This window comes from Enterovibrio gelatinilyticus, from assembly GCF_028683095.1.
In the GTDB taxonomy this organism is placed as follows: Bacteria; Pseudomonadota; Gammaproteobacteria; order Enterobacterales; family Vibrionaceae; genus Enterovibrio; species Enterovibrio gelatinilyticus.
Genome location: NZ_JAJUBC010000003.1, coordinates 63,689 through 83,412 on the forward strand (window position 1 = coordinate 63,689; position 19,724 = coordinate 83,412).

At 45.7% G+C, this 19,724-nt stretch carries 18 protein-coding genes; 8 read left to right on the top strand and 10 right to left on the bottom strand.

Features of this window, described 5'->3' with window-relative positions:
* Positions 1 to 449: 449 nt before the first annotated feature.
* Positions 450 to 2,459 carry an exoribonuclease II gene (locus LRP50_RS03365; RefSeq protein ID WP_274163081.1) on the bottom strand — a complete coding sequence of 670 codons (2,010 nt, stop codon included), beginning with the start codon at positions 2,457 to 2,459 and terminating at the stop codon, positions 450 to 452.
* Between the two features lie 173 nt (positions 2,460 to 2,632).
* Between LRP50_RS03365 and LRP50_RS03370 the strand changes: the two genes are divergently transcribed.
* The 5 genes from LRP50_RS03370 to LRP50_RS03390 all read left to right on the top strand — a co-directional run bounded on the left by LRP50_RS03370 (position 2,633) and on the right by LRP50_RS03390 (position 10,033).
* Positions 2,633 to 4,318, top strand: coding sequence for a GGDEF domain-containing protein (locus LRP50_RS03370; protein ID WP_274163082.1), 1,686 nt, complete (start codon positions 2,633 to 2,635; stop codon positions 4,316 to 4,318).
* Between the two features lie 304 nt (positions 4,319 to 4,622).
* Entirely contained in the window at positions 4,623 to 6,512 is a 1,890-nt protein-coding gene (locus tag LRP50_RS03375) for a DEAD/DEAH box helicase (RefSeq protein WP_274163083.1), read from the top strand.
* Positions 6,513 to 6,805: 293 nt separating this feature from the next.
* Positions 6,806 to 7,471, top strand: coding sequence for a cupin domain-containing protein (locus LRP50_RS03380; protein ID WP_274163084.1), 666 nt, complete (start codon positions 6,806 to 6,808; stop codon positions 7,469 to 7,471).
* Between the two features lie 154 nt (positions 7,472 to 7,625).
* Positions 7,626 to 9,248, top strand: coding sequence for a sensor domain-containing diguanylate cyclase (locus tag LRP50_RS03385; RefSeq protein WP_274163085.1), 1,623 nt, complete (start codon positions 7,626 to 7,628; stop codon positions 9,246 to 9,248).
* Positions 9,249 to 9,364: 116 nt separating this feature from the next.
* Positions 9,365 to 10,033, top strand: coding sequence for a class I SAM-dependent methyltransferase (locus tag LRP50_RS03390; protein ID WP_274163086.1), 669 nt, complete (start codon positions 9,365 to 9,367; stop codon positions 10,031 to 10,033).
* A 126-nt stretch (positions 10,034 to 10,159) separates the two neighbouring features.
* On the opposite strand, the gene LRP50_RS03395 is transcribed toward LRP50_RS03390, so the two are convergent.
* Positions 10,160 to 10,366 carry a DUF3283 family protein gene (locus tag LRP50_RS03395; protein ID WP_274163087.1) on the bottom strand — a complete coding sequence of 69 codons (207 nt, stop codon included), beginning with the start codon at positions 10,364 to 10,366 and terminating at the stop codon, positions 10,160 to 10,162.
* A gap of 152 nt (positions 10,367 to 10,518) precedes the next feature.
* On the opposite strand from LRP50_RS03395, the gene LRP50_RS03400 reads away from it, so the two are divergent.
* Positions 10,519 to 10,866: a helix-turn-helix domain-containing protein gene (locus LRP50_RS03400; RefSeq protein WP_274163088.1), complete on the top strand. Its 348-nt coding sequence runs from the start codon at positions 10,519 to 10,521 to the stop codon at positions 10,864 to 10,866.
* A 46-nt stretch (positions 10,867 to 10,912) separates the two neighbouring features.
* Here LRP50_RS03400 and LRP50_RS03405 read toward each other — a convergent pair whose 3' ends face one another.
* The 4 genes from LRP50_RS03405 to LRP50_RS03420 are packed head-to-tail and all read right to left on the bottom strand — an operon-like array spanning position 10,913 to position 14,669.
* Positions 10,913 to 11,539 (bottom strand): glutathione S-transferase family protein, encoded by a 627-nt coding sequence (locus LRP50_RS03405; RefSeq protein ID WP_274163089.1) that lies wholly within the window; start codon positions 11,537 to 11,539, stop codon positions 10,913 to 10,915.
* Positions 11,540 to 11,593: 54 nt separating this feature from the next.
* The gene (gene pdsS, locus LRP50_RS03410; RefSeq protein WP_274163090.1) at positions 11,594 to 13,786 is read right to left on the bottom strand and encodes a proteobacterial dedicated sortase system histidine kinase; all 2,193 of its coding nucleotides are present in this window, start codon (positions 13,784 to 13,786) and stop codon (positions 11,594 to 11,596) included.
* The gene (gene pdsR, locus LRP50_RS03415; protein ID WP_274163091.1) at positions 13,783 to 14,478 is read right to left on the bottom strand and encodes a proteobacterial dedicated sortase system response regulator; all 696 of its coding nucleotides are present in this window, start codon (positions 14,476 to 14,478) and stop codon (positions 13,783 to 13,785) included. Before pdsR ends, pdsS begins: the two co-directional genes overlap by 4 nt.
* A 14-nt stretch (positions 14,479 to 14,492) precedes the next feature.
* On the bottom strand, positions 14,493 to 14,669 hold the full coding sequence (locus LRP50_RS03420) for a hypothetical protein (RefSeq protein WP_274163092.1): 177 nt from the start codon (positions 14,667 to 14,669) through the stop codon (positions 14,493 to 14,495).
* Between the two features lie 32 nt (positions 14,670 to 14,701).
* Between LRP50_RS03420 and pdsO the strand changes: the two genes are divergently transcribed.
* Together pdsO and LRP50_RS03430 are read left to right on the top strand one after the other, a co-directional pair.
* Entirely contained in the window at positions 14,702 to 15,427 is a 726-nt protein-coding gene (gene pdsO, locus LRP50_RS03425) for a sortase-associated OmpA-like protein PdsO (RefSeq protein ID WP_274163093.1), read from the top strand.
* Positions 15,428 to 15,437: 10 nt separating this feature from the next.
* On the top strand, positions 15,438 to 15,887 hold the full coding sequence (locus LRP50_RS03430; protein ID WP_274163094.1) for a GNAT family N-acetyltransferase: 450 nt from the start codon (positions 15,438 to 15,440) through the stop codon (positions 15,885 to 15,887).
* Here the strand turns inward: LRP50_RS03430 and LRP50_RS03435 are convergent.
* The 4 genes from LRP50_RS03435 to LRP50_RS03450 all read right to left on the bottom strand — a co-directional run bounded on the left by LRP50_RS03435 (position 15,847) and on the right by LRP50_RS03450 (position 19,660).
* Entirely contained in the window at positions 15,847 to 16,374 is a 528-nt protein-coding gene (locus LRP50_RS03435; protein ID WP_274163095.1) for a methylated-DNA--[protein]-cysteine S-methyltransferase, read from the bottom strand. The genes LRP50_RS03430 and LRP50_RS03435 overlap by 41 nt on opposite strands.
* Positions 16,371 to 17,705, bottom strand: coding sequence for a bifunctional transcriptional activator/DNA repair enzyme AdaA (locus LRP50_RS03440; RefSeq protein ID WP_274163096.1), 1,335 nt, complete (start codon positions 17,703 to 17,705; stop codon positions 16,371 to 16,373). The genes LRP50_RS03435 and LRP50_RS03440 overlap by 4 nt, the downstream gene beginning before the upstream one ends.
* A 229-nt stretch (positions 17,706 to 17,934) precedes the next feature.
* Positions 17,935 to 18,357, bottom strand: a complete 423-nt coding sequence (locus LRP50_RS03445; protein WP_274163097.1) for a DUF3010 family protein — start codon at positions 18,355 to 18,357, stop codon at positions 17,935 to 17,937.
* Positions 18,358 to 18,505: 148 nt separating this feature from the next.
* The gene (locus LRP50_RS03450) at positions 18,506 to 19,660 is read right to left on the bottom strand and encodes a cyclic di-GMP phosphodiesterase (protein ID WP_274163098.1); all 1,155 of its coding nucleotides are present in this window, start codon (positions 19,658 to 19,660) and stop codon (positions 18,506 to 18,508) included.
* Positions 19,661 to 19,724: the final 64 nt, after the last annotated feature.

Genomic DNA, 19,724 nt, shown 5'->3' on the forward strand with positions numbered 1-19,724 from the left:
CAGCGACGAATTTACACAGATAAATCGTAGAATTAATTAGACATTGAATTGGATAATCCTAATTTCAACGTCTAAGCTTTAGGTAACTTGATGAGCAACAACACGATTTAGGCATTTCGCTGTGTTGCTTCTTTAGAATATTTGAATAAAAACGAGGTTTGCAAAGAGCAAACTGGCTTGGACACTAAACAATTGTCAGGATTTGGTTTGGCCGCCGACAACCTAATGATTGGTCCAATTTTGGCGTTACTGCATAGCTGAACTTTACTTTGCGCAAGCAATGAAAAGTCAAATAGTAACCTGACCCGGCTCCATGGACCGGGTTTTTTATTGCCTGAAATTCAAGTATTGCTCAAACATACAAAAATTATCGAGATGGTCAAGAAAGCGAAAGGCACAAAAAAGCCAGACGATGTCTGGCTTTTCTGATTGTGAATGACGATGAGTGATTATTCGCTTTTAGCGTCAACCGTTGTTACGTCAGCCTCATTTTTTTCAGCGACGACCGCAAATTCTCTTGTCGGTTTGCCAACAATCGAACGCGTCGGTTCTTTGATATCGGTGATAATCACTTCAATTTGATCGCCGAGTTGGAATTCTTTATTGCCATCTACAGAAAGAGTTCCCGCCTCTGCATTGCATTCGACGCGTTTTTTGTTTTCACAAATCAGCGAACCAGGAATGAAAGTCATCGCACCGTTCTCCAGTAAGCGAACTCGCATACCTGCACGGTTGATATCGAAAATTTCCGCAAGGAAGGTTTTCTTCTCACGGACGCTGTCTTTCAACAAGCGCACATACAGCCAATCAGAAACATCACGTTCCGCCATGCGGTGGTGTTTGCGATGTAACGCAAGCTCTTCTCCGATCATGTCGTCAGGAGTCTGTGCAGCTGTTTCGCCACGAACGATGGCTTTGAGTAAGCGATGGTTAATCATGTCGCCATACTTACGGATAGGTGATGTCCATGTTGCGTAAACATCTAGACCCATCGCGAAATGCGGCAACGGTGCATTTCCTACTTCACTGTATGACTGGAACTTACGAATGCGGTTATCAAGATAACTGGTTTCTTGAGTGTTCAACCAACGACGTAGGGCACTGAAGCCTTCGATAGTTGCGAGATTATCAGCTGAAACGTCACCACCGTGTTGATTGATAAGCTCAACAACGTCGGCCATTTTTTCAGGTGAAAAACCTGCGTGCGTATTAAACACACCAAAACCGAAATGCTCACGAAGGGCGCGACCAGCACAAATGTTTGCTGTGATCATCGCTTCTTCGACCATGCGGTTCGCGATACGGCGAGCATCAACATGAATCGCAACAACATCGTTATCTTCACTGAGTTCGAAGCGGTAATCCGGACGATCTGGGAAGGTGACGGCATGGGTTTCACGCCAGTTAACACGCACTTTTGCAAGGCCGTGAAGGGCATTTACTTGTTCTGCAATGATGTCGTTAGGCTGCCAATTCTCGCAGTGCCCGTTTTCCAACCAATCGGATACGTTGTCATAAGCCAAACGAGCTTGAGACTTAATCGTTGCAGAAAAGAAGCTCGCATTGTCGGTGATGGTGCCGTCTGCTTGAACGGTGACACGGCAGCAAAGTGCAGGACGAATTTCTTCTTCACGTAAAGAACACAGGTCATCGCTTAACTCACGCGGTAGCATTGGAATATTGCGACCTGGCAAGTAAATCGTGTAGCCACGATCGCGTGCTTGTTTGTCTAATTGAGTATTCTCAGCAACATAAGCAGTTGGATCCGCAATCGCGATGGTGAGGGTAAACGTGCCATCGGCATTCGCAACGGTATAAAGCGCATCATCCATGTCTTTGGTTGACGCATTATCAATCGTAATGAACGGCAAATGAGTGAGATCTTCGCGTACCAAAGATTCATCCAACATCTCCCAATTGTCTTGAGGTGCTGGTTCTTGGTTTGGGAGAGAGTGTTTCGCGAGCGTTACCCACCAAGGCGCAATTTTGTCATTTGCGTCGGTAATTTTCTCACTGATTTCACAGAAGAAACCGTTTTCGCCGTTTAGTGGGTGACGGATCAATGAAGCGACGACCCAATCGCCTTCTGACAATGCGTCATGGCTTAACCCTTTGCGAGTCTTGGCACGAATTGCATCTTTAAGCTGTGGGCTGTCCGGCACAACATTCAATTTGTCGCGAATCATTTTAACGCGGCCAATGAATCGCGTGATAGATTGCTCTACTAGCTCATCCGGCTCAGCCAGTTCTTTTTCTTTTTCGGTGCGGATCAGAGCTACGACCTTGTCACCATGCATGACTTTTTTCATGTAGATAGGGGGGATGAAGTAGCTAGTTTTGTTGTCTACTTCAAGAAAGCCAAAGCCTTTTTCAGTCGCTTTGATCGTGCCTTCTTTTTTAGGAATGGTTTCTTTAATCTGTTGTTTAAGTTGTGCAAGTAACGGGTTGTCTTGAAACATTAGCCTGATCTCAAAATGTGAACCGCAACACTATACGTATTCGAGCCACTAAATCCAAGGTGTGTAATCTAACAATTTGTTGATAAAGACGGGCTAAATCTTCGTGTCTACTCCCAAAGTTGATGTAACGGGAATGCTAAATTGAATGCTGATGACAGAATGACTCTCAAGGAATGAAGCAAACGAGTAAGCGCATGGAAAGTGCTGAGTTAGAGAGTCCGATTGCAGCCCTGATCATTGATGACACGTTAGAAGCGTGGTGCGAAGGAGTGTTTAATCGCTTGATTGACGAAAATAATGCCAAGAATTCGGCGTTGTTTTTGTGGGTTAATGGTGAATTGGTGCTTGCTGCGAGCCAAACTCAGCATGTTTTCAATTTTTATTCGCACTTTAAACCCAGTGAAGAATACAGCGGTTATGCCATTGATTGGGCCTTTCTCGCAAGTAGGCACCTTGACGATTTTTCGTTTGTTTCTGAATTGCCATTCAACGCTGGCTGGCAACAAGACAACGTCATGTGGGAACATGCGGTCATTCCGCTGAGAAAAAGTGATTCATTACTTGGCTATGTCTTAGTCGAGGTTGCAACGCCTGACAAAAAGAAAAGGCTACGCTCTGAGAGTTTTGATTGGCTTCGTCGAGATGCTGCTTTTCAGTTGAAATGTAAGCTATTGGCACATCAGCTTGCACAAGTCCGATTGTCAAAACATCAAAATGAATTGGATTTAGCGCTAAATAACCGAACTCTGTCTTCTCAACTGACGTACTTGAAAAGTCTCCACGAGATCTCTCTTCGGTTCACGAAAGCAACTTCTATTCATTCGCTATGTCGAATTGCAATCGAGTTAGGGCGAGATCGTCTTCAAATAGACCGCATGGGGATTTTTCTTTGTGATTTGGAAAAAGACAAAATGTGGGGGACATGGGGTACTGATCCTCATGGCAATGTGGTGGACCGAAGCGATTTTTGTCAAGAAATGCCAAACACACTATTTATGGAAGAGGCATTTACAACAAAGAACGAGCTCATCGTAAAAGAGAACGTCCCTCTGTATTTTGGCCGAGAGCAAGTCGGTATCGGTTGGAATGTCATGATGGTGATGTGGAATGGCGACGAATGCATAGGCTGGTTAGCCGCCGACAATTTGATTTATCGTTCAGTATTAGATGAGCCCAAAAAAGAGGCAATAAAACTGCTGGCGGCGTCTGTCTGTCAGAAAATTAACAAATTACGAGAAACCGAACTCAATAATCAGCGTTTAGGTGATCTCGAAAAGATGAACACGCATCAAGAGCATGAGCTTGTGCTTCTGAGGCGTAAGCTTGAAATGGGTAACCAGTTGGGCGCTTGGTCGAAAATGATTGATCCCGTGACTGAATTACCCAATGAAAAATACTTGGCATTGAGTCTCCCTCAGATTGTGTCTGATTCTCGCCGGCAAAATGGTGTGTTGGCCGTCATATCCATAGAAGTGGATTTTTTTCGTGGTTACCAAAAGCTATATGGCGAAAATGAGGCGTCTAATTTACTACGTTCGATATCAATATTGATTGAAGAAAACACCGAATGTTATTCGTTTCACGTGTGTGCCGCGACAGCACCGGGTGAGTTTATGATTCTGGTGCAATATGAAAATGAAGTTCACCTACGTGAAATGACGGAAGCCTTGGTAAATTCAATGTACCACCGTAATATTCGTAATCGTGCATCCGCCATTTATCAGCGTGTCACTTTGAGTGTGGGGGCTGTTTTGGGAGGAGGAACGTTGTTCAATCGAACAAGTCGATTACTCAAAAATGCAGAAAAACAACGTTTGATGGCTCGGAAGTTAGGTCGAAATCGGATTTGTATTGATTAGGAAATATAGGCAAAGCGTGAAGTGACTGCCCAATTTAACGACAATTTGCTAGCGAATTAGGCTATTGCAGTTAAAAAGTCATCAACTGTAGAAAAAATTGTGAACTCCTTCAATTTTTTCTGGCTTTTTTTGGTTTATTAGCGCAGAATTCTGACCCTTATTTGTCGAGGCCCGTAGCGTTAGTTGCTGTTGCAGAGAGTAGGAAATCACTGTTTTAATCAAAGTGAACCTGCATCAGTAAAATATAACAGTGCGAAACCGCTAGCAGGGGCCCCGTTACTTTAGTCTATATATTGGGATCCCAATGCAAGATATCGTTACTGAATTTCGTCAGCTAGACCTAGCTGAAAACCTTCTTTCCGCTTTAGATTCAATTGGCTTTGTATCACCTACGCCAATCCAAGCGGCTTCGATTCCTTTGCTTCTTACTGGTGTTGATGCACTAGGTAAGGCACAAACTGGTACTGGTAAAACCGCTGCGTTTTCTCTACCAATCCTAAACAAAATCGATCTGAACCAGCACAAGCCACAAGCTATTGTTATGGCGCCTACTCGTGAGCTAGCTATTCAGGTTGCAGCAGAAGTTAAACTTCTGGGCCAAAAAATCTCTGGTTTGAAAGTACTTGAGATCTACGGTGGTGCTTCAATCGTTGAGCAAATGCGTGCTCTACGTTCAGGTGCTCACATTGTTGTTGGTACGCCTGGTCGTGTTAAAGACCTTATCAACCGCGAACGTCTTCAGCTGGACGAAGTGAAAACTTTCGTACTAGATGAAGCTGACGAAATGCTGAAAATGGGCTTCGTTGACGACGTTACTTGGATCATGGAGCAAGCGCCAGAAACTGCACAACGTGTATTGTTCTCTGCAACCATGCCTCCTATCGTTAAAGAAATCGTTGACCGCTTCCTTCGTGAACCTTCGCGCATTGACGTAGCTGGTAGCAACCGTACTGTTGAGAAAGTAGAACAACAATACTGGGTAGTGAAAGGCGTAGAGAAAGACGAAGCAATGTCTCGTCTTCTTGAAACTGAAGAGACTGATGCGTCTATCGTATTCGTACGTACCCGTCAGGACACTGAGCGTTTGGCTGATTGGTTGCAAGCTCGTGGCTTTAAAGCTGCTGCTTTGCACGGTGATATTCCTCAGTCACTACGTGAGCGTACTGTTGATCACATCAAGCGTGGCGTTATCGACATTCTTGTTGCGACTGACGTTGTTGCTCGTGGCCTTGATGTTCCACGTATCACACACGTATTCAACTACGACATCCCATTCGATGTTGAGTCATACATCCACCGTATTGGCCGTACTGGTCGTGCTGGTCGCGCTGGTAAAGCAATCTTGTTGGTACGCACCAACCAGATCCGTATGCTTCGTACCATTGAGCGCGTAACGTCGACTCGTATGGAAGAAATTCAACTTCCTATGCGTGACAAAGTTGCTGAAGCGCGTCTTGCTGCACTTGCTGCTGACCTGCTTGAGCAGAAAGAAGCTGAAAGTCTAGAAGCGTTTGTTGGTCTTATCGAGAAGCTTCAAGAGCAAATCGATGTAGATGCAGCTACTTTGGCAGCGATGCTTCTTCAGCGTCAACAAGGTAAACGTCCATTGTTCTACACTGGTCCAGATCCAATGATCTCGGCAATCGAGCGTGAGAACAAACGCCGTGAGTCTCGTCGTGACGAGCGCGGTCCACGTGACGGCAGCCGTCCAGAGCGCGGTGAGCGTCGTAGCTACAACGCTGCTGATTGGGATACTTACCAATTGCAAGTTGGTCGTGATCAAGGCGTTCAAGTTAAAGACATCGTTGGCGCAATCGCAAACGAACTAGGTCTAGAGAAGCAATTTATTGGTTCTATCAAACTAGCAACTGGCCACACTTATGTTCAATTGCCTAAGAAAATGCCTAATGAAATCATGGCACAACTGAAGCAACTGCGTATTCGCCAGAAAGCAACTGACGCACAGCTAGTTGAAGGTCACGTTAACATGGAGCCACCACGTCGTCGTAACGGCGGTGAGCGTTCTGGTGCGCCAGGCGGTAACGGTGGTCGTCGCTTTGAAGAGCGTGGTCCTCGCGGTGGTAACGGTGGCAATCGTTCAGATCGCGGTGGTGAGCGTCGCTTCAACCGTGACCGCGGCAACGACCGTCGTCCTTCAGGTGCTCGTCCTGACCGTCGTCCTGCTGACGCATAATCAGCACTGAAATGACCTTAAAAAGCCGACGAAAGTCGGCTTTTTTGTGCCTGCTAGTTTTGATTTTTATCTAGGATTAGGAGTCTTGAGTTAAAACGTTAGATTGAGCGTAACGTCCGATAACTCGAGGAGGTATGCGAGAAATATAGCGAGATAGGGCTGCGTGATTTTTGCCTTATTTCGTCTGTTACTTCCAACGAATGCGACGGCAGTTCAGGTCATCCATGACTATATTACGGGTATCGTCAGAGAAATCAGGTAAGTCCCGTGTTTTCCTGTTTGAGGATTGTCTTATGCTGAATATGCAGTTTGACCAACGGGTGATCATTGACACCAATGCACAAGACTGGCAACCATCGCCAATCGAGGGCGTACTTAGAAAACCTCTCGCCCGTGAGGAAGATGAGCGGGGTCACGCAACAAGCATTGTAAAATATGCACCTAAGAGTGAGTTCCGTCGTCATGAACACCCTCTTGGCGAAGAGATATTGGTTCTGGATGGTGTTTTCTCTGATGAAAACGGCGATTACCCAGCTGGCACTTATATTCGAAACCCTCCTGGAAGTTCCCATGCGCCTTTTAGCCTTGTTGGGTGCACGTTATTGGTAAAGTTGCATCAGTTTTCAAGCCACGATTTCCATCAAATTCGAATTAACACTCGTGACGAAACGCAGTGGATTGATGGACAGGGTCGGCTGAGGATATTGCCACTCCATGAGTTTAATGGTGAGCAAGTTGCCATGATTCAGTGGCCAGCAGGACAGCACTTTTTTTCTATTTCTCATTTCTGTGGTGAAGAAGTATTTGTCATAAGCGGTGAGTACCGCGATGAATTCGGCAAGTACCCTGCAGGAGTGTGGATGCGAACTCCTCATATGTTCGAATACAACCCATTTGCTGAAGAAGACACCTTACTTTGGGTAAAAGTGGGGCATCTCCCTTATCCGAATCTGGCGTAAGCAGAGCACGAGAAAACGCTTTCTGGCTTTCTGTATCAAAACTGAATCAAACGTCTTTCAGCTATATCGCTAGTATATTGCCTGAGTGCTTCGCTTGATAATTTGAGCGCTTTCTTGAATGTGTCTCGTTAACACTAGGAAAAAACGAACTCGGATGTTTCAGATTCAAAACCATTCTCAGATGCTGTATTTCGATATTGCACCTGTTCCCATGCTTATTGTTAACGAGCTGGGAGAAATCGTCCATAGCAATCGTGAGTGCCAAAGTACACTGCGATTAGAACAAGGCAGTCATAACTTAGATGGCTGTTTTTCTGCTGGTGTTTGGTATGACATCAAGCGCTACTTTGCGTCTTCAGCCTCCTTATCGCACTTTGAACCCTTCCATAAAGTGGCGACCCTCTCTCAATCCAATAAACCCTGCTTGTTAAAAGTCAGTGTGGATACGAGCGCCTCCAGCAAGATCTATATCGTCGCTATTTCTGATTGTGCTACACCAGAGAAAGGTGCAGATGAGCTTGATATTGATGGGTTGCCTTATGGAATGGCGGTGGTCGACGCTGAAGGTCAATTCGTCAACATCAATAAAGCGTTTTATATGCTTCTTGGATACAGCGAATATGAATTAAAAGGGATCAGTGATTTTGAGTTGACCTATGAACCTGATGCCAACAGCGAAAAGCCTCTACGACGACAACTGGTGACAGAATGTCGCGAGCATTATCAAGTTGATAAACGCTATGTTCATAAAAATGGCCATCATATTTGGGTTAGATCTCTGGTTTCAGCAGTGTCTTCGGACAAAATGAGAGCCGATAAATTTGTTGTGTCAGTATTTGATATTCATGAAGAAAAACAGCTTCAAGATGTCATTTCTACTTCAGAACGACGTTTTCGAATCATTGCAGAAAATGTTAGTTCAGTTGTCTGGATCTCTGCTCCCGATCCTATGCGGCTTTATTACGCTAACCGCTGCTTCAACGATATTTGGGAAGAACCCGTAGAGTCGTTATATGGTGATCCTCGTGTTTTTCTAAATAGAGTGCATCCCTCCGACAGGGAAATGGCAGCCACTACGCGATTTTCCTCTTCGTCTGACTCTTGGAGTGTCAACTATCGTTTGCTATTCCCAGATGGTCGCATTAAACACGTCAGAGATAGCGGTCACTGTGTTTTTGATGGAAGCAATGAACTCATTTATCGCGTGGGCACCATGACAGATATTACTTCCGAGATTGATCAGCGGGATACGGTGGTGACCATGGCGCACCATTTGCGTAAATTGGTGGAATATGACTCTCTCACAGGGATTAAGTCGCGCCATGCGATCATGAATGATATTCGAGAGACCTATCAGCAACACGCTTTGACGGGCGCCCCCTCCATTCTCGTATATATCGATGCTGATGGCTTTAAAGGCATCAATGATACCTATGGTCATAAAATTGGTGATGAAGTATTGGTAAAAATTGCCGAGCATCTTACCCGCAATATACGTGACTCAGATGTGGCTGGTCGTATAGGGGGAGATGAATTTGTGGTGCTTTTACGTCATACCGCTCAATCAGAAGTTCCTCAAATAATGGAAAGGCTCTGTCAAGACATTCGTTCTGAAGGGTTACCTAACGGCATCACCGTATCTTTGACCTTGGGTGAAAAAGAGCTGACTTCAGATATTCAGTCTGCAGAACAATGGCTTAGTGTTGCTGACAAGGCTATGTATCAAAATAAACGTAGGAAGAAAGCATCATATACCCGAACAACGACTCCAATGTGATAAGAAAAGTACTAGCACTTTAAGCTGATACAGTGCAGTTGTTTTTAAAATGAGACACATCTCTGTATTGCTTCGGCGTATTCTCTCATTTGAATATGCAAAGGGGATTGGACATCATGCAGAGCGTTGTAGAAGTGTTTGGTACAGCACTGGCGAGTTATTTCAACGGCAACAAGTCTGGAAAGCTCATTGTGAGAGAAAACAATGGAACCTCAGTCATTCCGACGTCTGAATTTTTCCGACGTCCAGAGGATGTAGCTACAGACAGAATAGCGCTTTCTTATTGTCGTCGCAGTGTGCTTAACATTGGAGCGAGCGGTGGTGAACATTCTCTGTTCCTCGTTGCCAAAGGCATGAAAGTCACCTCTATCGACAATTCTCCGATTGCGTGTGCGATCATGCATCAACGTGGTGTCCCTTCAGTGATCTGTGGTGATCTGTTTGACCAGCACACCATGTTTGATCGTTCCTTCTCTTGGTTAGCTTTGAGAGGTGTGGTGGGGAAATTAGGAAATATTCGTCACTTTTTCCATTTTCTTAATCTTGCGCATCGCAACTTGTATCCCGGTGGTCGACTTATTTTGAGCTCGGAAAATCTCAAGTATGAAGGTTATCGGACACGGCACTTAACGTTTGAATTTGATGGACGTGTCAGTGAAGAGATCCCATGGTTTGACATTGGCATGTCCACACTAAGACAAGTTGCTGATAGTCATAACTTCAATTGCCGTATTGTTTACTGCGATGACAGTAATAAGTACGTGGCGCTTTTGACGAAACGATAGTAGCAGGACACATATCACTGTAAGGCATTAGTAGTGAGTTAATTCGTGACGTTGTCACTTAATTGATCAGCCAAGGTAAAGCCACTTAGCTTGCTCTGCGGGTCTGCGAATATGAAATGGGGCTGATTACAGCCCCATTTTTTTGGAATATTTTTCTACACAATCAACGAAATGTGCTCTCTCATCTTCGTCGGTGAGAGCTTGAGCTTGTTGTGCGAAAGTGCTTCTTTCGGCCAGCGCATTTTTTACTTGCCATACGGCATAGGCAGCCTGTTTATCCAATTCAATTTTCTGTTTTTCATCCGCAGGAAGCAGCGCTAGATTGTTGTTCATGGTAAATCTCGTTGATTGATTAACGGCGCTACCATAGCGAAGAGTGCAGGGTGAGACAAGTGCTTACATAGGGCTTACGGTTAACTGACACAAAAACTGGGGTTTTCTTTAATATGAGGCTCATCTATTGATAGGTCGAAAGAGGGAAAACAATGGAATTTACCTATCATGACAGACAAACACTTTATGATGCTTGGATGTCTTACAAAGCGAAACTTCGTATTACTCAGATTGAAATGGCAAAGCGTTTAGGCGTAAGTCAGTTGGATTTTTCAAAAACGCTGCGTGGTGATGTGCCTCTCGACCGGGGTTTTGTTCTTCGGTTTTGTAAAGAGATGGGTTTAGACCCTAATCACTCTTTGCCAAGTTTTAAAAGTAGCAAGGTGTCGGTGATGACTGGGGATATCTCAGTTAACACATCATTGACTGTGGACGGCAAAGTCACCAAGGTTGAGTATTCTGACAATCAAGTGTTCATTGAATACGTGAAGCAGTTATAAAAACAGCCATCTGATGATGGCTGTTTCGCGATACAGCAGTAACACATTACGATTGTTTAGATGCTTCAATAAAGGCAGGCCGCTCGTTGATCTTGCGTTGCCATGCCAACAAAGCGGGCAGTGATTCATCAAGCTGCAGATCGAGATTTTTCAAGAAATCACACAGGATATACGTCGAAATATCTGCGATCGAGAACTTGTCGCCCGCGACGTAGGGAGACGTTGCCAATCGCTTATCCAATTCAGGTAAAAACTCCTCCACACGTTGCTTGGATTCATTTCCCCATGCTTCAACGCAACGTTCTCTGTCTTTGTAAACGCCTGTTATGTTTCTAAATGCTTGAAATCCAGCATAGAGCCCTTGAAATTCGACAATGCGATTCCACATTTCGACTTGCCCGATAGCCAGTGCACCTTCACCAAAAAGATGATGGTTCGTCGGAAAGGCAGCATCTATATAACGGCAGATAGCGACAGATTCACATATCGTTGTTCCATCATCGAGTTCGAGGCATGGAATCTTGCCGTTGGGGCTTTTGGCTTTGAATGCGTCAGTTGTGTTTTCGCCGCCACGTATATCCACATCGATCCTTGGAATAACAATCCCTTTCTCGGCTATGAAAAGACTAACACGACGTGCACTGGGTGCAGGGGCTTTCTCGTACAGCTTCATAAACACTCCTTGTAGCGCTATTTAGGGTCAACGTTGTGATTGTTGGGGGCTGAACTAAGGGCTCGTCACCGGAAGCCACACAGTCGCTATCACCCCGTCACAAGTCACGCGATTGGCAATAGTCAGGTCACCGTGATGGAATTCCGCGACTAAACGCGCGATATACAACCCGAGCCCTAAATGGGGTTTATCGGATTTTTGGTTTTCATCCCTCACTGAGACCATAGATGCCAGCAATTGATTTCCCATATTTTCGGGTAAATTTGGACCAAAGTTAGAAACAGTGATACATGCACGGTGTTCGTGTTGAACCAACTGAATATCAATCGATGTATTGGGTGTTCTAAACTCCACCGCGTTAGCGATTAACTTATCAAGCAGTTGTGCGACGTATTCTGGAACGCCTTGCATGCCATAGTGTCCTTCCTTGATTTGTAGGGTGAACGCTTGTTGAGGGTAGGCGTACTCATAGCCTTGCACACAACCAGTTATGACTTTATCAAGGGGGAATGACGTTTGTTCAGCATGTTCGAAACTTTGTTCAAGCCTCGTTGCTTCCGTCATACTTGTCAGTATCGTTGCCAACCTTGCAACACCTTCTTGAGCACGATCTATGTAGCGACGTTGGTCGTCATCCGTATTAACGAAGGCGAGGTTTTCTAGTGATGACCGGACGACAGCGACGGGAGTACGCAGCTCGTGAGAAAGACTAGAAGACATTTTCTCAAGGTAACTGTTGTAATCAGAAAGTCGTGTAACCATGGTGGACAGAGTGCGTGAGAGATCGCCGATCTCATCTTTGCTTTCAATGGGATCGAGTTGATGGCGAACACGCCCTTGCGGATCAATGGCACTCTCAGCGTCGTCGCGTAGTTTTCTGACACGCTTGGAAATATGTGAACCAAATAAAAGCAAAACCACCACGCCAGTACAAATGACAGCTAACAGTACGTTGAATAATTGCTCAAGCGCTTTATTGCGAAGCGTCGTGATGCCATTGGTGGTTTCTTCCACAACGACTGCGCCAACGATGTCATTGTTAACCTTGATTGGATATGCAGCAGACAGGATCATCGCACTTTCATCATCGGTTACTCGCCAATTCGCATAGGGACGTCCTATAAGTGCTTGTTGCACTTCCACGCCTCTAAACACCGCCGCATGTTGCATCGCATCAACGATGTGCTCGGGAGGACGTTTTAGAATTTGATAGTAAAGCGGGTTTAGGATCTCGGTTTGTATCCATCCCATCACGCCTGAAGGCGGATCTTGATACTTAATTGTTGTTTCCCAAACCCCATTGGCAGACTGTAAATCTCCGGTTTTCGCGAGCACGCGACCATGTTTGTCCACGGCCCAAACACGCGAGTTTCCATCGTTGATGTTTGTCAGAACCTGCTCTAGATCTGGAGAGGGTACAAGCAATGTGCCGAGCGTTTCCACGCTACGCGGGTTAGACGTTGCTAAGATGGTTTCAACATCTCTGTTAAAGGGGTCGACCACGTTGTAATAGGCAAAGCTGAGCTTTTCGCCCACCAGCCAATCAGGGATTGCCAATTCAATGGCGTAGCCATTCGCCGTTTCTTGCCACCAAGCGCGAATTGCCTCCGATGGGAAGTTGTGCTCAATATCTGAAATCGTCGTTTCAATCAGAGAAACGTTGGCAGGGCCACTGCGCGTAGCTGAAATGGCGTAGCGCTTGAATTCGCCTTCTAAGGTAGTGAGTGTAACCACGAGATGGTCGTTGCGATCGATGCGAAGTGAACCATTTCGTTTGAGTACAGGCGAGCGGTCAACAACATCGACGAGTGCAAAAATCTCGTCCCCATCACTTGTAAGCGTGAGGTCAAAATTCAAGTCAGAAAAGCGATAAGGAACGCGACTGAATATGACGTTGTCTTGCCCATAATTGTGTTTGTATGCCTGATAACGATCCCAATCTAACGTAGAGCCGTCAATATCTATGTGCGACTCAAGCGCAACGGCATAGAGATCTTTACCTTTTTCTATGCGGGGTTTTGTCGCTAATTGACGTTCAAATAGCTCGGGTTGTTGATTGAGTGACATGGAAAATGCACGCGCCGACCCCATTAGCGTCTGTTCTTGCCCTTGGCGAAGCACATTCTCCAATTCCCACACATAGTTGTAGCCAATGAACGGCAACAATAGAAGCAGGCCAGAGAGCAGGACGACTTTGGTTCGAATGCCGGACACCCAACGCCAAACCTGTTCTATCAGGCTTCTCATTTGCTACTGTCCCAGCGATATCCCATGCCATAAACCGTGTCGATAAAGTCAAAATCGGCATCTAGGGCGATGAACTTTTTACGAATACGCTTAATGTGCGATGTGATCGTACTGTCATCAACAACCACATGGGCTTCTTGCATGAGATCTTGACGGCTACGAACATGGCCGGGGCGTTTTGCCATGGCATGAACAAGCCAGAATTCGGTGACCGTAAGATCAACAGTATGCTGATTCCAGTTGACTTGCATTCGGTTCAGGTCGAGCGTGAGGTTACCGCGTTCGAGCAAAGATTCGCTGTCAGTCGCGGATTGCTTTAACAGTTCGCTACGTCGAAAAAGCGCAGCGATGCGGGCCATCAAATGCGGCAAGCTAATGTCTTTGGTGAGGTAATCGTCAGCACCCATGCGTAGCCCAACGACAGTATCAATGTCGCTGTCTCTGGCGGTTAGAAAAATGATTGGCAGGGTGGCTGACATTGCGCGAACTGTTTGGCAAAGCTGAAACCCGCCGTCGATTTCATCGGCTAGGCCAATGTCGATGATCGCCAGATCAGGCAAACGTTGTTTAAAACAGTCCTCAGCATCATGCCGATTGGCATAAGTGGAGACGACATAACCTTGCTTTCTTAATACGTCCGCGTAGTTCTCACGGATAGCGGGTTCATCTTCTACGATGGCAATACGTTTCATTTTTACTCAGATAATCAACCACAAGATGATTTGACTATACCTGAAAATGAAAGCGGTAAAAGGGCTGAAAAGCGTTTAAAGGCAAAAGCCATTTTTTTGCCACATTTGCTCGGCACATTGCCATTTTTGCTCCCGTTACCCGCCACTTTGACTTGTTTTAATAACCTCATCGAAACAACAACTGGGTACATACCCAATCCCTACTTAGGATGAGGAAAGCACAATGAAAAAATTCAACAAAACAATGCTAGCGATTTCTTTGGTTGTTCCAATGTCAGTGTCTACGGCATTTGCTAGTGAGCAATTAGCACACACTGAGCGTGACAGCACGGTTGAAATGGTTGGCTTTGGTGGTGGGGCTGCGTTTGGTGCTGTTATCGGTGGCCCGGTTGGCGCAGTGGCTGGTGCATTGGTAGGCGGGTTAATTGGTCAGCTTGCGAGCTCAGATAAACAAAACATCGCACAAGAACAAATCATCGCCGACATGCACGAGGAAAACGTTCAGCTAGCCACTTACCGAGATCTCTACGCGAACAATGAATTAGAACTTGCCAATCTTAAAGCTTCAATGAAAGAAAAAGACATTCATCTTGAGTTGGCCATGGACATTCAATTCCGCACTAACTCGTCCGAGATCGAACCTCACTTTCAGCGTCAGCTTGATGAAGTTGCCGAACTAATGCGTCAACAGCCTGAGGTGCGCTGGGATCTTGAAGGGCATGCCGATGTACGCGGTAATCAGGAATACAATTTGCAGCTTTCGCAACTACGTGCTCAAGCCGTCTATGAATATTTGGTTGAGCAGGGCGTCGCGACCGAGCAACTTGTGCAAACCGCGTATGGGAATCAATTAGCCATTGAAACTGAAGGTGACCGTGAAGGATATTTCTTCGACCGTCGCGTGAGTTTGCGTTCAGTATCAGGTGGTCAAACTGCAGCTAATCAATAAGGAGTGGATGATGAATATTCGTCCAGCCACCTTGGAAGATGCGGAGCGCATTAATGCGCTCTGCCAAACCTTAGGATACTCGCCGACACTGGAACAAACGGAAGAGCAACTGTCGCGTGTAATGAAACAACAACGAGACGCCTTATTTGTGGCAGAAGTGTGTGATTTGGTCGTGGGGTTCATCACCTTACACACGGTCGATGTTGTGCATGATGTTCAGCCATGGGGGAGAATCTCTTCGCTGGTCGTCGATGAAAATTTTCGCGACATGACTATCGGTAAGCAGCTTCTTGATCATGCAGAGATATATCTCAAACAACAGAACTGTATGCGTATTGAAGTGACCAGTCATATCAGCCGTGAGGAAGCCCATGGCTTTTATCTGCACCTTGGTTATCGGATTACGCCGCTTCGATTTATTAAGCTGTTGGCTCAACGTGTGCTGGTGGCTGCAAGTTAAATGCGTTAGAAGACATGGCTTGCTCGTGTTTGAGTAGCCATGCCTTCGCATCAAGCCCACCCGCATAGCCTGTTAGTTTCCCACTTTTACCAATCACACGATGACAAGGCACGATAATAGCGATTGGATTTTGACCATTAGCTGCTCCAACGGCGCGAGATGCTGAAGGCTTGCCAATCAATGCCGCTAGGTCGCCGTAACAACGGGTTTCTCCCGCGGGGATTTTTTGGAGCTCCGCCCACACTTGTTGCTGAAATTCGGTGCCAAGCAAATCTAAGGCCACAGAAAACTCCACGGGCTCCCCCGCAAAATATTGGTCTAATTGCTCAATCACCGTTTGGAAAGGCTCTCTTGTGATGACTTCATCGTCTGATACTGGAATATCGTACTTGTACTCAGGCAAAGACAGTGACGTTAGACCATGCTCAGAAGCAGTTAGTGTGATTGCGCCTAAGGGGGATGTGTAGAGATAACGATATTGCTTCATGATATGTCCTTATAGTGTGTGCTCAATGCGAAGTAGCTACGCCAAGGTTGTGCATCGTGTACCAGTGATGCTGGGTTGGATAAAGCGGCTATATCAGGTAAACCCGCACCACGAAGACAGGCATACGCGTACTGAGCTTCAGTCAGTGGTTGTCCTTGGGCGTTGACAAAGTCACTACTAGCCTGCTTGGAGAGACAGTATTTTGCCCAAGACGAAAGGCGATGTTTCTCTTGCGCAGATAGAGGGTAAGAATCTAGATCTGTTAACACCTTCTCAGCACTCGGAAAATAAGCGATCCCTTTTTCAGGATTCTCAATTAATAGTGGTTCAATCGATGTGTGGATTACTTGGTCTTGGTCTTGATCATTGTTGAGAGATTCACCAAAGATGGCACGAACACCGGCTTCAAACGTATCCCATACACCGGGTATTCGTGTGACTAGAGGCTGGTGCGAAGGTAACACTGTTCGTAGCGCCAATGTGATTGCATCCGGGTTTGCATCGAGATCCAGTAGTCGTCGTATATGATTGAGTGCCGCAAACAAATATTTGGGCTCTGACAGCTTGAGTTCCACCACAAAGCGATGCTTCTTCGGTTCCAAGGTCGCCGTAAATTGCCCACATAGCGTTCCCAACATGAATGTTCTTCCGTACGAGTTATGATCCAACCACTCGACATTTGAAATCATGGTCTTGCTTATGGCTGAGTGAAAGTGCTGCCAGTGATAAGGGGGACGAAAACTCAGTGTGACCACTATCGAATCTGACGGTGTCGACTGTTTTCCTCTCACCTGTGTTGGTGATAACGAGAGTTGTTGTTGGAAGCAGTCATTAAAACGACGAATACTGTTGAAACCCGACGCAAAAGCAATATCAGCGATGGGAATAGTGGTTTCATGAAGGAGCTTTTTTGCAAAAAGGATTTGCTGATAGAGCGCATATTGCTTGGGAGAACACCCGAGTGATTCGGTGAACAACTTTCTCAAGTAGCGGTCTGATACCCCCAATTTCTCTGCAAGTGTCGGGATACTATTGTCCTGCAAATAGCCATCATCAATGAGTCGTAAGGCCCGTCGAAATGTCGTTTGTTTACCAAGCCAAGCTGGGGAGCCTGGTGCACTGTCAGGTCGGCAACGTAAGCAGGGTCGAAACCCTTGTGATGCTGCTTCATAGGCTGTTGTGTAGTAGCGAACATTCTCTTCTTTTGGCGGTGGTGCCGGACAAACGGGACGACAGTAGATTCCCGTGGACACCACGGCCGTGTAAAACAGCCCGTCGAAACGAGCATCGCGAGATAGGCGAGCTTGTTGAAAATGTGTGGTGGTATCCATCGCATCATTCTTGTTTGAGTAAATGTGTAGTCACAATATCACTGGATAATGATAGGTGTCGCCAGAATCGGAACTTAATAGTGAGCTTCACACAGTGAAGTGGATTAATTCAACGCGATGAGAAAGGTGTGATGAGAAAGGCGTATAGGGGAAGAAAGAAACGCGCTGGAAATGGGTGACGGATAGTAATGATAAAATCAGGCTGCGCGAGGGCAGCCTGACCGTGTGTTTACTTATTCAGGTAAGCACACGCAGTAGTGAAAGCGTGCTCTTGGAACTGCTTCAGACCCACTTCTTTTAGTGAGACCATCACAGGGTTACGCTTTAAAGATTCTTTCATTGCAGATGCAGTAAATACTTCACATTCCATATCTTGGATAAGTTGAAGTGCAGATTCCAGTTTGAAGCCAATAGCACTTCCTGCAAATTTGCCTTTCATTGGGCGCTCGCGAATAACGATTTTGTCTACTTTGTAGTCAGTCATCAGTTGCGCGAATTGCTTTTGGAAGTGACGGATTTGCTCGGTGCTAGACCCATCAATGATGGTAAATTTACGAGCGCGACAATCTGGCACGTCGAACAACCCTTCTTTTAGTTCTAATAGACAGATGTTCGCTTCGTTGCTTTTAAAATCGACAGCACAAATTCGCATTTTTCTTATTCCACGAGTTAATGAACCACGCATTATAGGCAAAAGTGTGGCGCGGGTCATGGATAAAGATGGGAACACAGGCTGATCGATGCAGTTTAATGCAAAAAAAGTGGTGAGGTGGGACGTGGTTTGGTAACGAATGGCCTAATCAACGGAACTCGCTGAAACTGGTTTTGAGTTTTGCTTCAGTCAGGCCACGGACGATTTTGAGATCAGGACGCTTACTAAGGTTGATGTATTCAACTTCACGGAATGAATCTGTTCTCGCTGAGTAGAAGAGTTTCACGGTCGGTGTCATGAGATCATCGGGGTTTTCTTTGCATACTAAACCCACTCGACCATTGCTGAGTTCAACAACAGATCCAACAGGGTAGAAGCCTATACATCGGATGAACTTTTTAAGCAGATCCGCATCAAGATGGAATGGCGTTAGCCCAATCATGATTTTGAATGCCTCTGAAGGCGAGAGTGCTGGTTTATAGCAACGCTCTGCCGTTAAGGCGTCGTATATATCGACGATGCAAGACATTCTGCCAATGAGTGGAAGTTCGTCGCCTTTTAGCCCCTTAGGGTACCCATTGCCATCAATTTTTTCGTGGTGCATTAAGCTGACGTCTTTGCTGGTGGACGGTAAGTCGACCATATTTTCAAGGACGGGTTGAGACAGGGTTTGGTGTTCTTTCATATGGATAAACTCATCGTCAGTGAGCTTACCGGGCTTATTTAGAACTTCGTCTCGCACCAGTATTTTACCGATGTCATGCACCAAACCTCCGACGGCGAGTTCTTCTAGTGTATTTCTATCCAACTCCAAAAAACGTCCAAAGTTTACAAGGTGGAACGCGACATTCATCGAGTGCTCAAGAAGATACGCGCTCTTTTCTCGAATACCACTAATCCACAGCACAGCTTCACGTTTTTCAAAGATGCTCTCAACAATGTTGGCGCTAATTTCTTTTACTGGCTCGATATCTACTGGTTTGTTTTCATAAACATCGCGTAGGAGTTTGCTGAGTTGTTTTTTTGAGGTATCGACTAACTGTTTTGCTGCGCAGTATTCGTCATTCCCACTGATCGAAGAATACTTACCCACTTTGGTTTCCGTGTAACGGAGATCTTCGTCCGAAGTAATTTGATCCCCGTCGACATAAACAAAGAGGACGCCCTTACTGCGCAGGTTATCGATGGTTTCTTGACGACGGATAAACCCAGGCTTTTTCATCTTGGTTCGCGCACGTTGAGATTCGATTTGCTCGACATACATTCCAATCTCTACGTTATCAATGGCGATTTTTTGCAGCATTGATGTGGGCTCCGTATCTGGGTCGGGTTGTTACGAATTGGATATTGGTGAACATTAAATCATT

Coding starts and splice junctions, on each gene's coding strand:
- LRP50_RS03365 (WP_274163081.1), bottom strand. CDS start 2,459: ATGTTTCAAGACAACCCGTTACTTGCACAACTTAAACAACAGATTAAA.
- LRP50_RS03370 (WP_274163082.1), top strand. CDS start 2,633: ATGAAGCAAACGAGTAAGCGCATGGAAAGTGCTGAGTTAGAGAGTCCG.
- LRP50_RS03375 (WP_274163083.1), top strand. CDS start 4,623: ATGCAAGATATCGTTACTGAATTTCGTCAGCTAGACCTAGCTGAAAAC.
- LRP50_RS03380 (WP_274163084.1), top strand. CDS start 6,806: ATGCTGAATATGCAGTTTGACCAACGGGTGATCATTGACACCAATGCA.
- LRP50_RS03385 (WP_274163085.1), top strand. CDS start 7,626: ATGTTTCAGATTCAAAACCATTCTCAGATGCTGTATTTCGATATTGCA.
- LRP50_RS03390 (WP_274163086.1), top strand. CDS start 9,365: ATGCAGAGCGTTGTAGAAGTGTTTGGTACAGCACTGGCGAGTTATTTC.
- LRP50_RS03395 (WP_274163087.1), bottom strand. CDS start 10,366: ATGAACAACAATCTAGCGCTGCTTCCTGCGGATGAAAAACAGAAAATT.
- LRP50_RS03400 (WP_274163088.1), top strand. CDS start 10,519: ATGGAATTTACCTATCATGACAGACAAACACTTTATGATGCTTGGATG.
- LRP50_RS03405 (WP_274163089.1), bottom strand. CDS start 11,539: ATGAAGCTGTACGAGAAAGCCCCTGCACCCAGTGCACGTCGTGTTAGT.
- pdsS (WP_274163090.1), bottom strand. CDS start 13,786: ATGAGAAGCCTGATAGAACAGGTTTGGCGTTGGGTGTCCGGCATTCGA.
- pdsR (WP_274163091.1), bottom strand. CDS start 14,478: ATGAAACGTATTGCCATCGTAGAAGATGAACCCGCTATCCGTGAGAAC.
- LRP50_RS03420 (WP_274163092.1), bottom strand. CDS start 14,669: ATGTACCCAGTTGTTGTTTCGATGAGGTTATTAAAACAAGTCAAAGTG.
- pdsO (WP_274163093.1), top strand. CDS start 14,702: ATGAAAAAATTCAACAAAACAATGCTAGCGATTTCTTTGGTTGTTCCA.
- LRP50_RS03430 (WP_274163094.1), top strand. CDS start 15,438: ATGAATATTCGTCCAGCCACCTTGGAAGATGCGGAGCGCATTAATGCG.
- LRP50_RS03435 (WP_274163095.1), bottom strand. CDS start 16,374: ATGAAGCAATATCGTTATCTCTACACATCCCCCTTAGGCGCAATCACA.
- LRP50_RS03440 (WP_274163096.1), bottom strand. CDS start 17,705: ATGGATACCACCACACATTTTCAACAAGCTCGCCTATCTCGCGATGCT.
- LRP50_RS03445 (WP_274163097.1), bottom strand. CDS start 18,357: ATGCGAATTTGTGCTGTCGATTTTAAAAGCAACGAAGCGAACATCTGT.
- LRP50_RS03450 (WP_274163098.1), bottom strand. CDS start 19,660: ATGCTGCAAAAAATCGCCATTGATAACGTAGAGATTGGAATGTATGTC.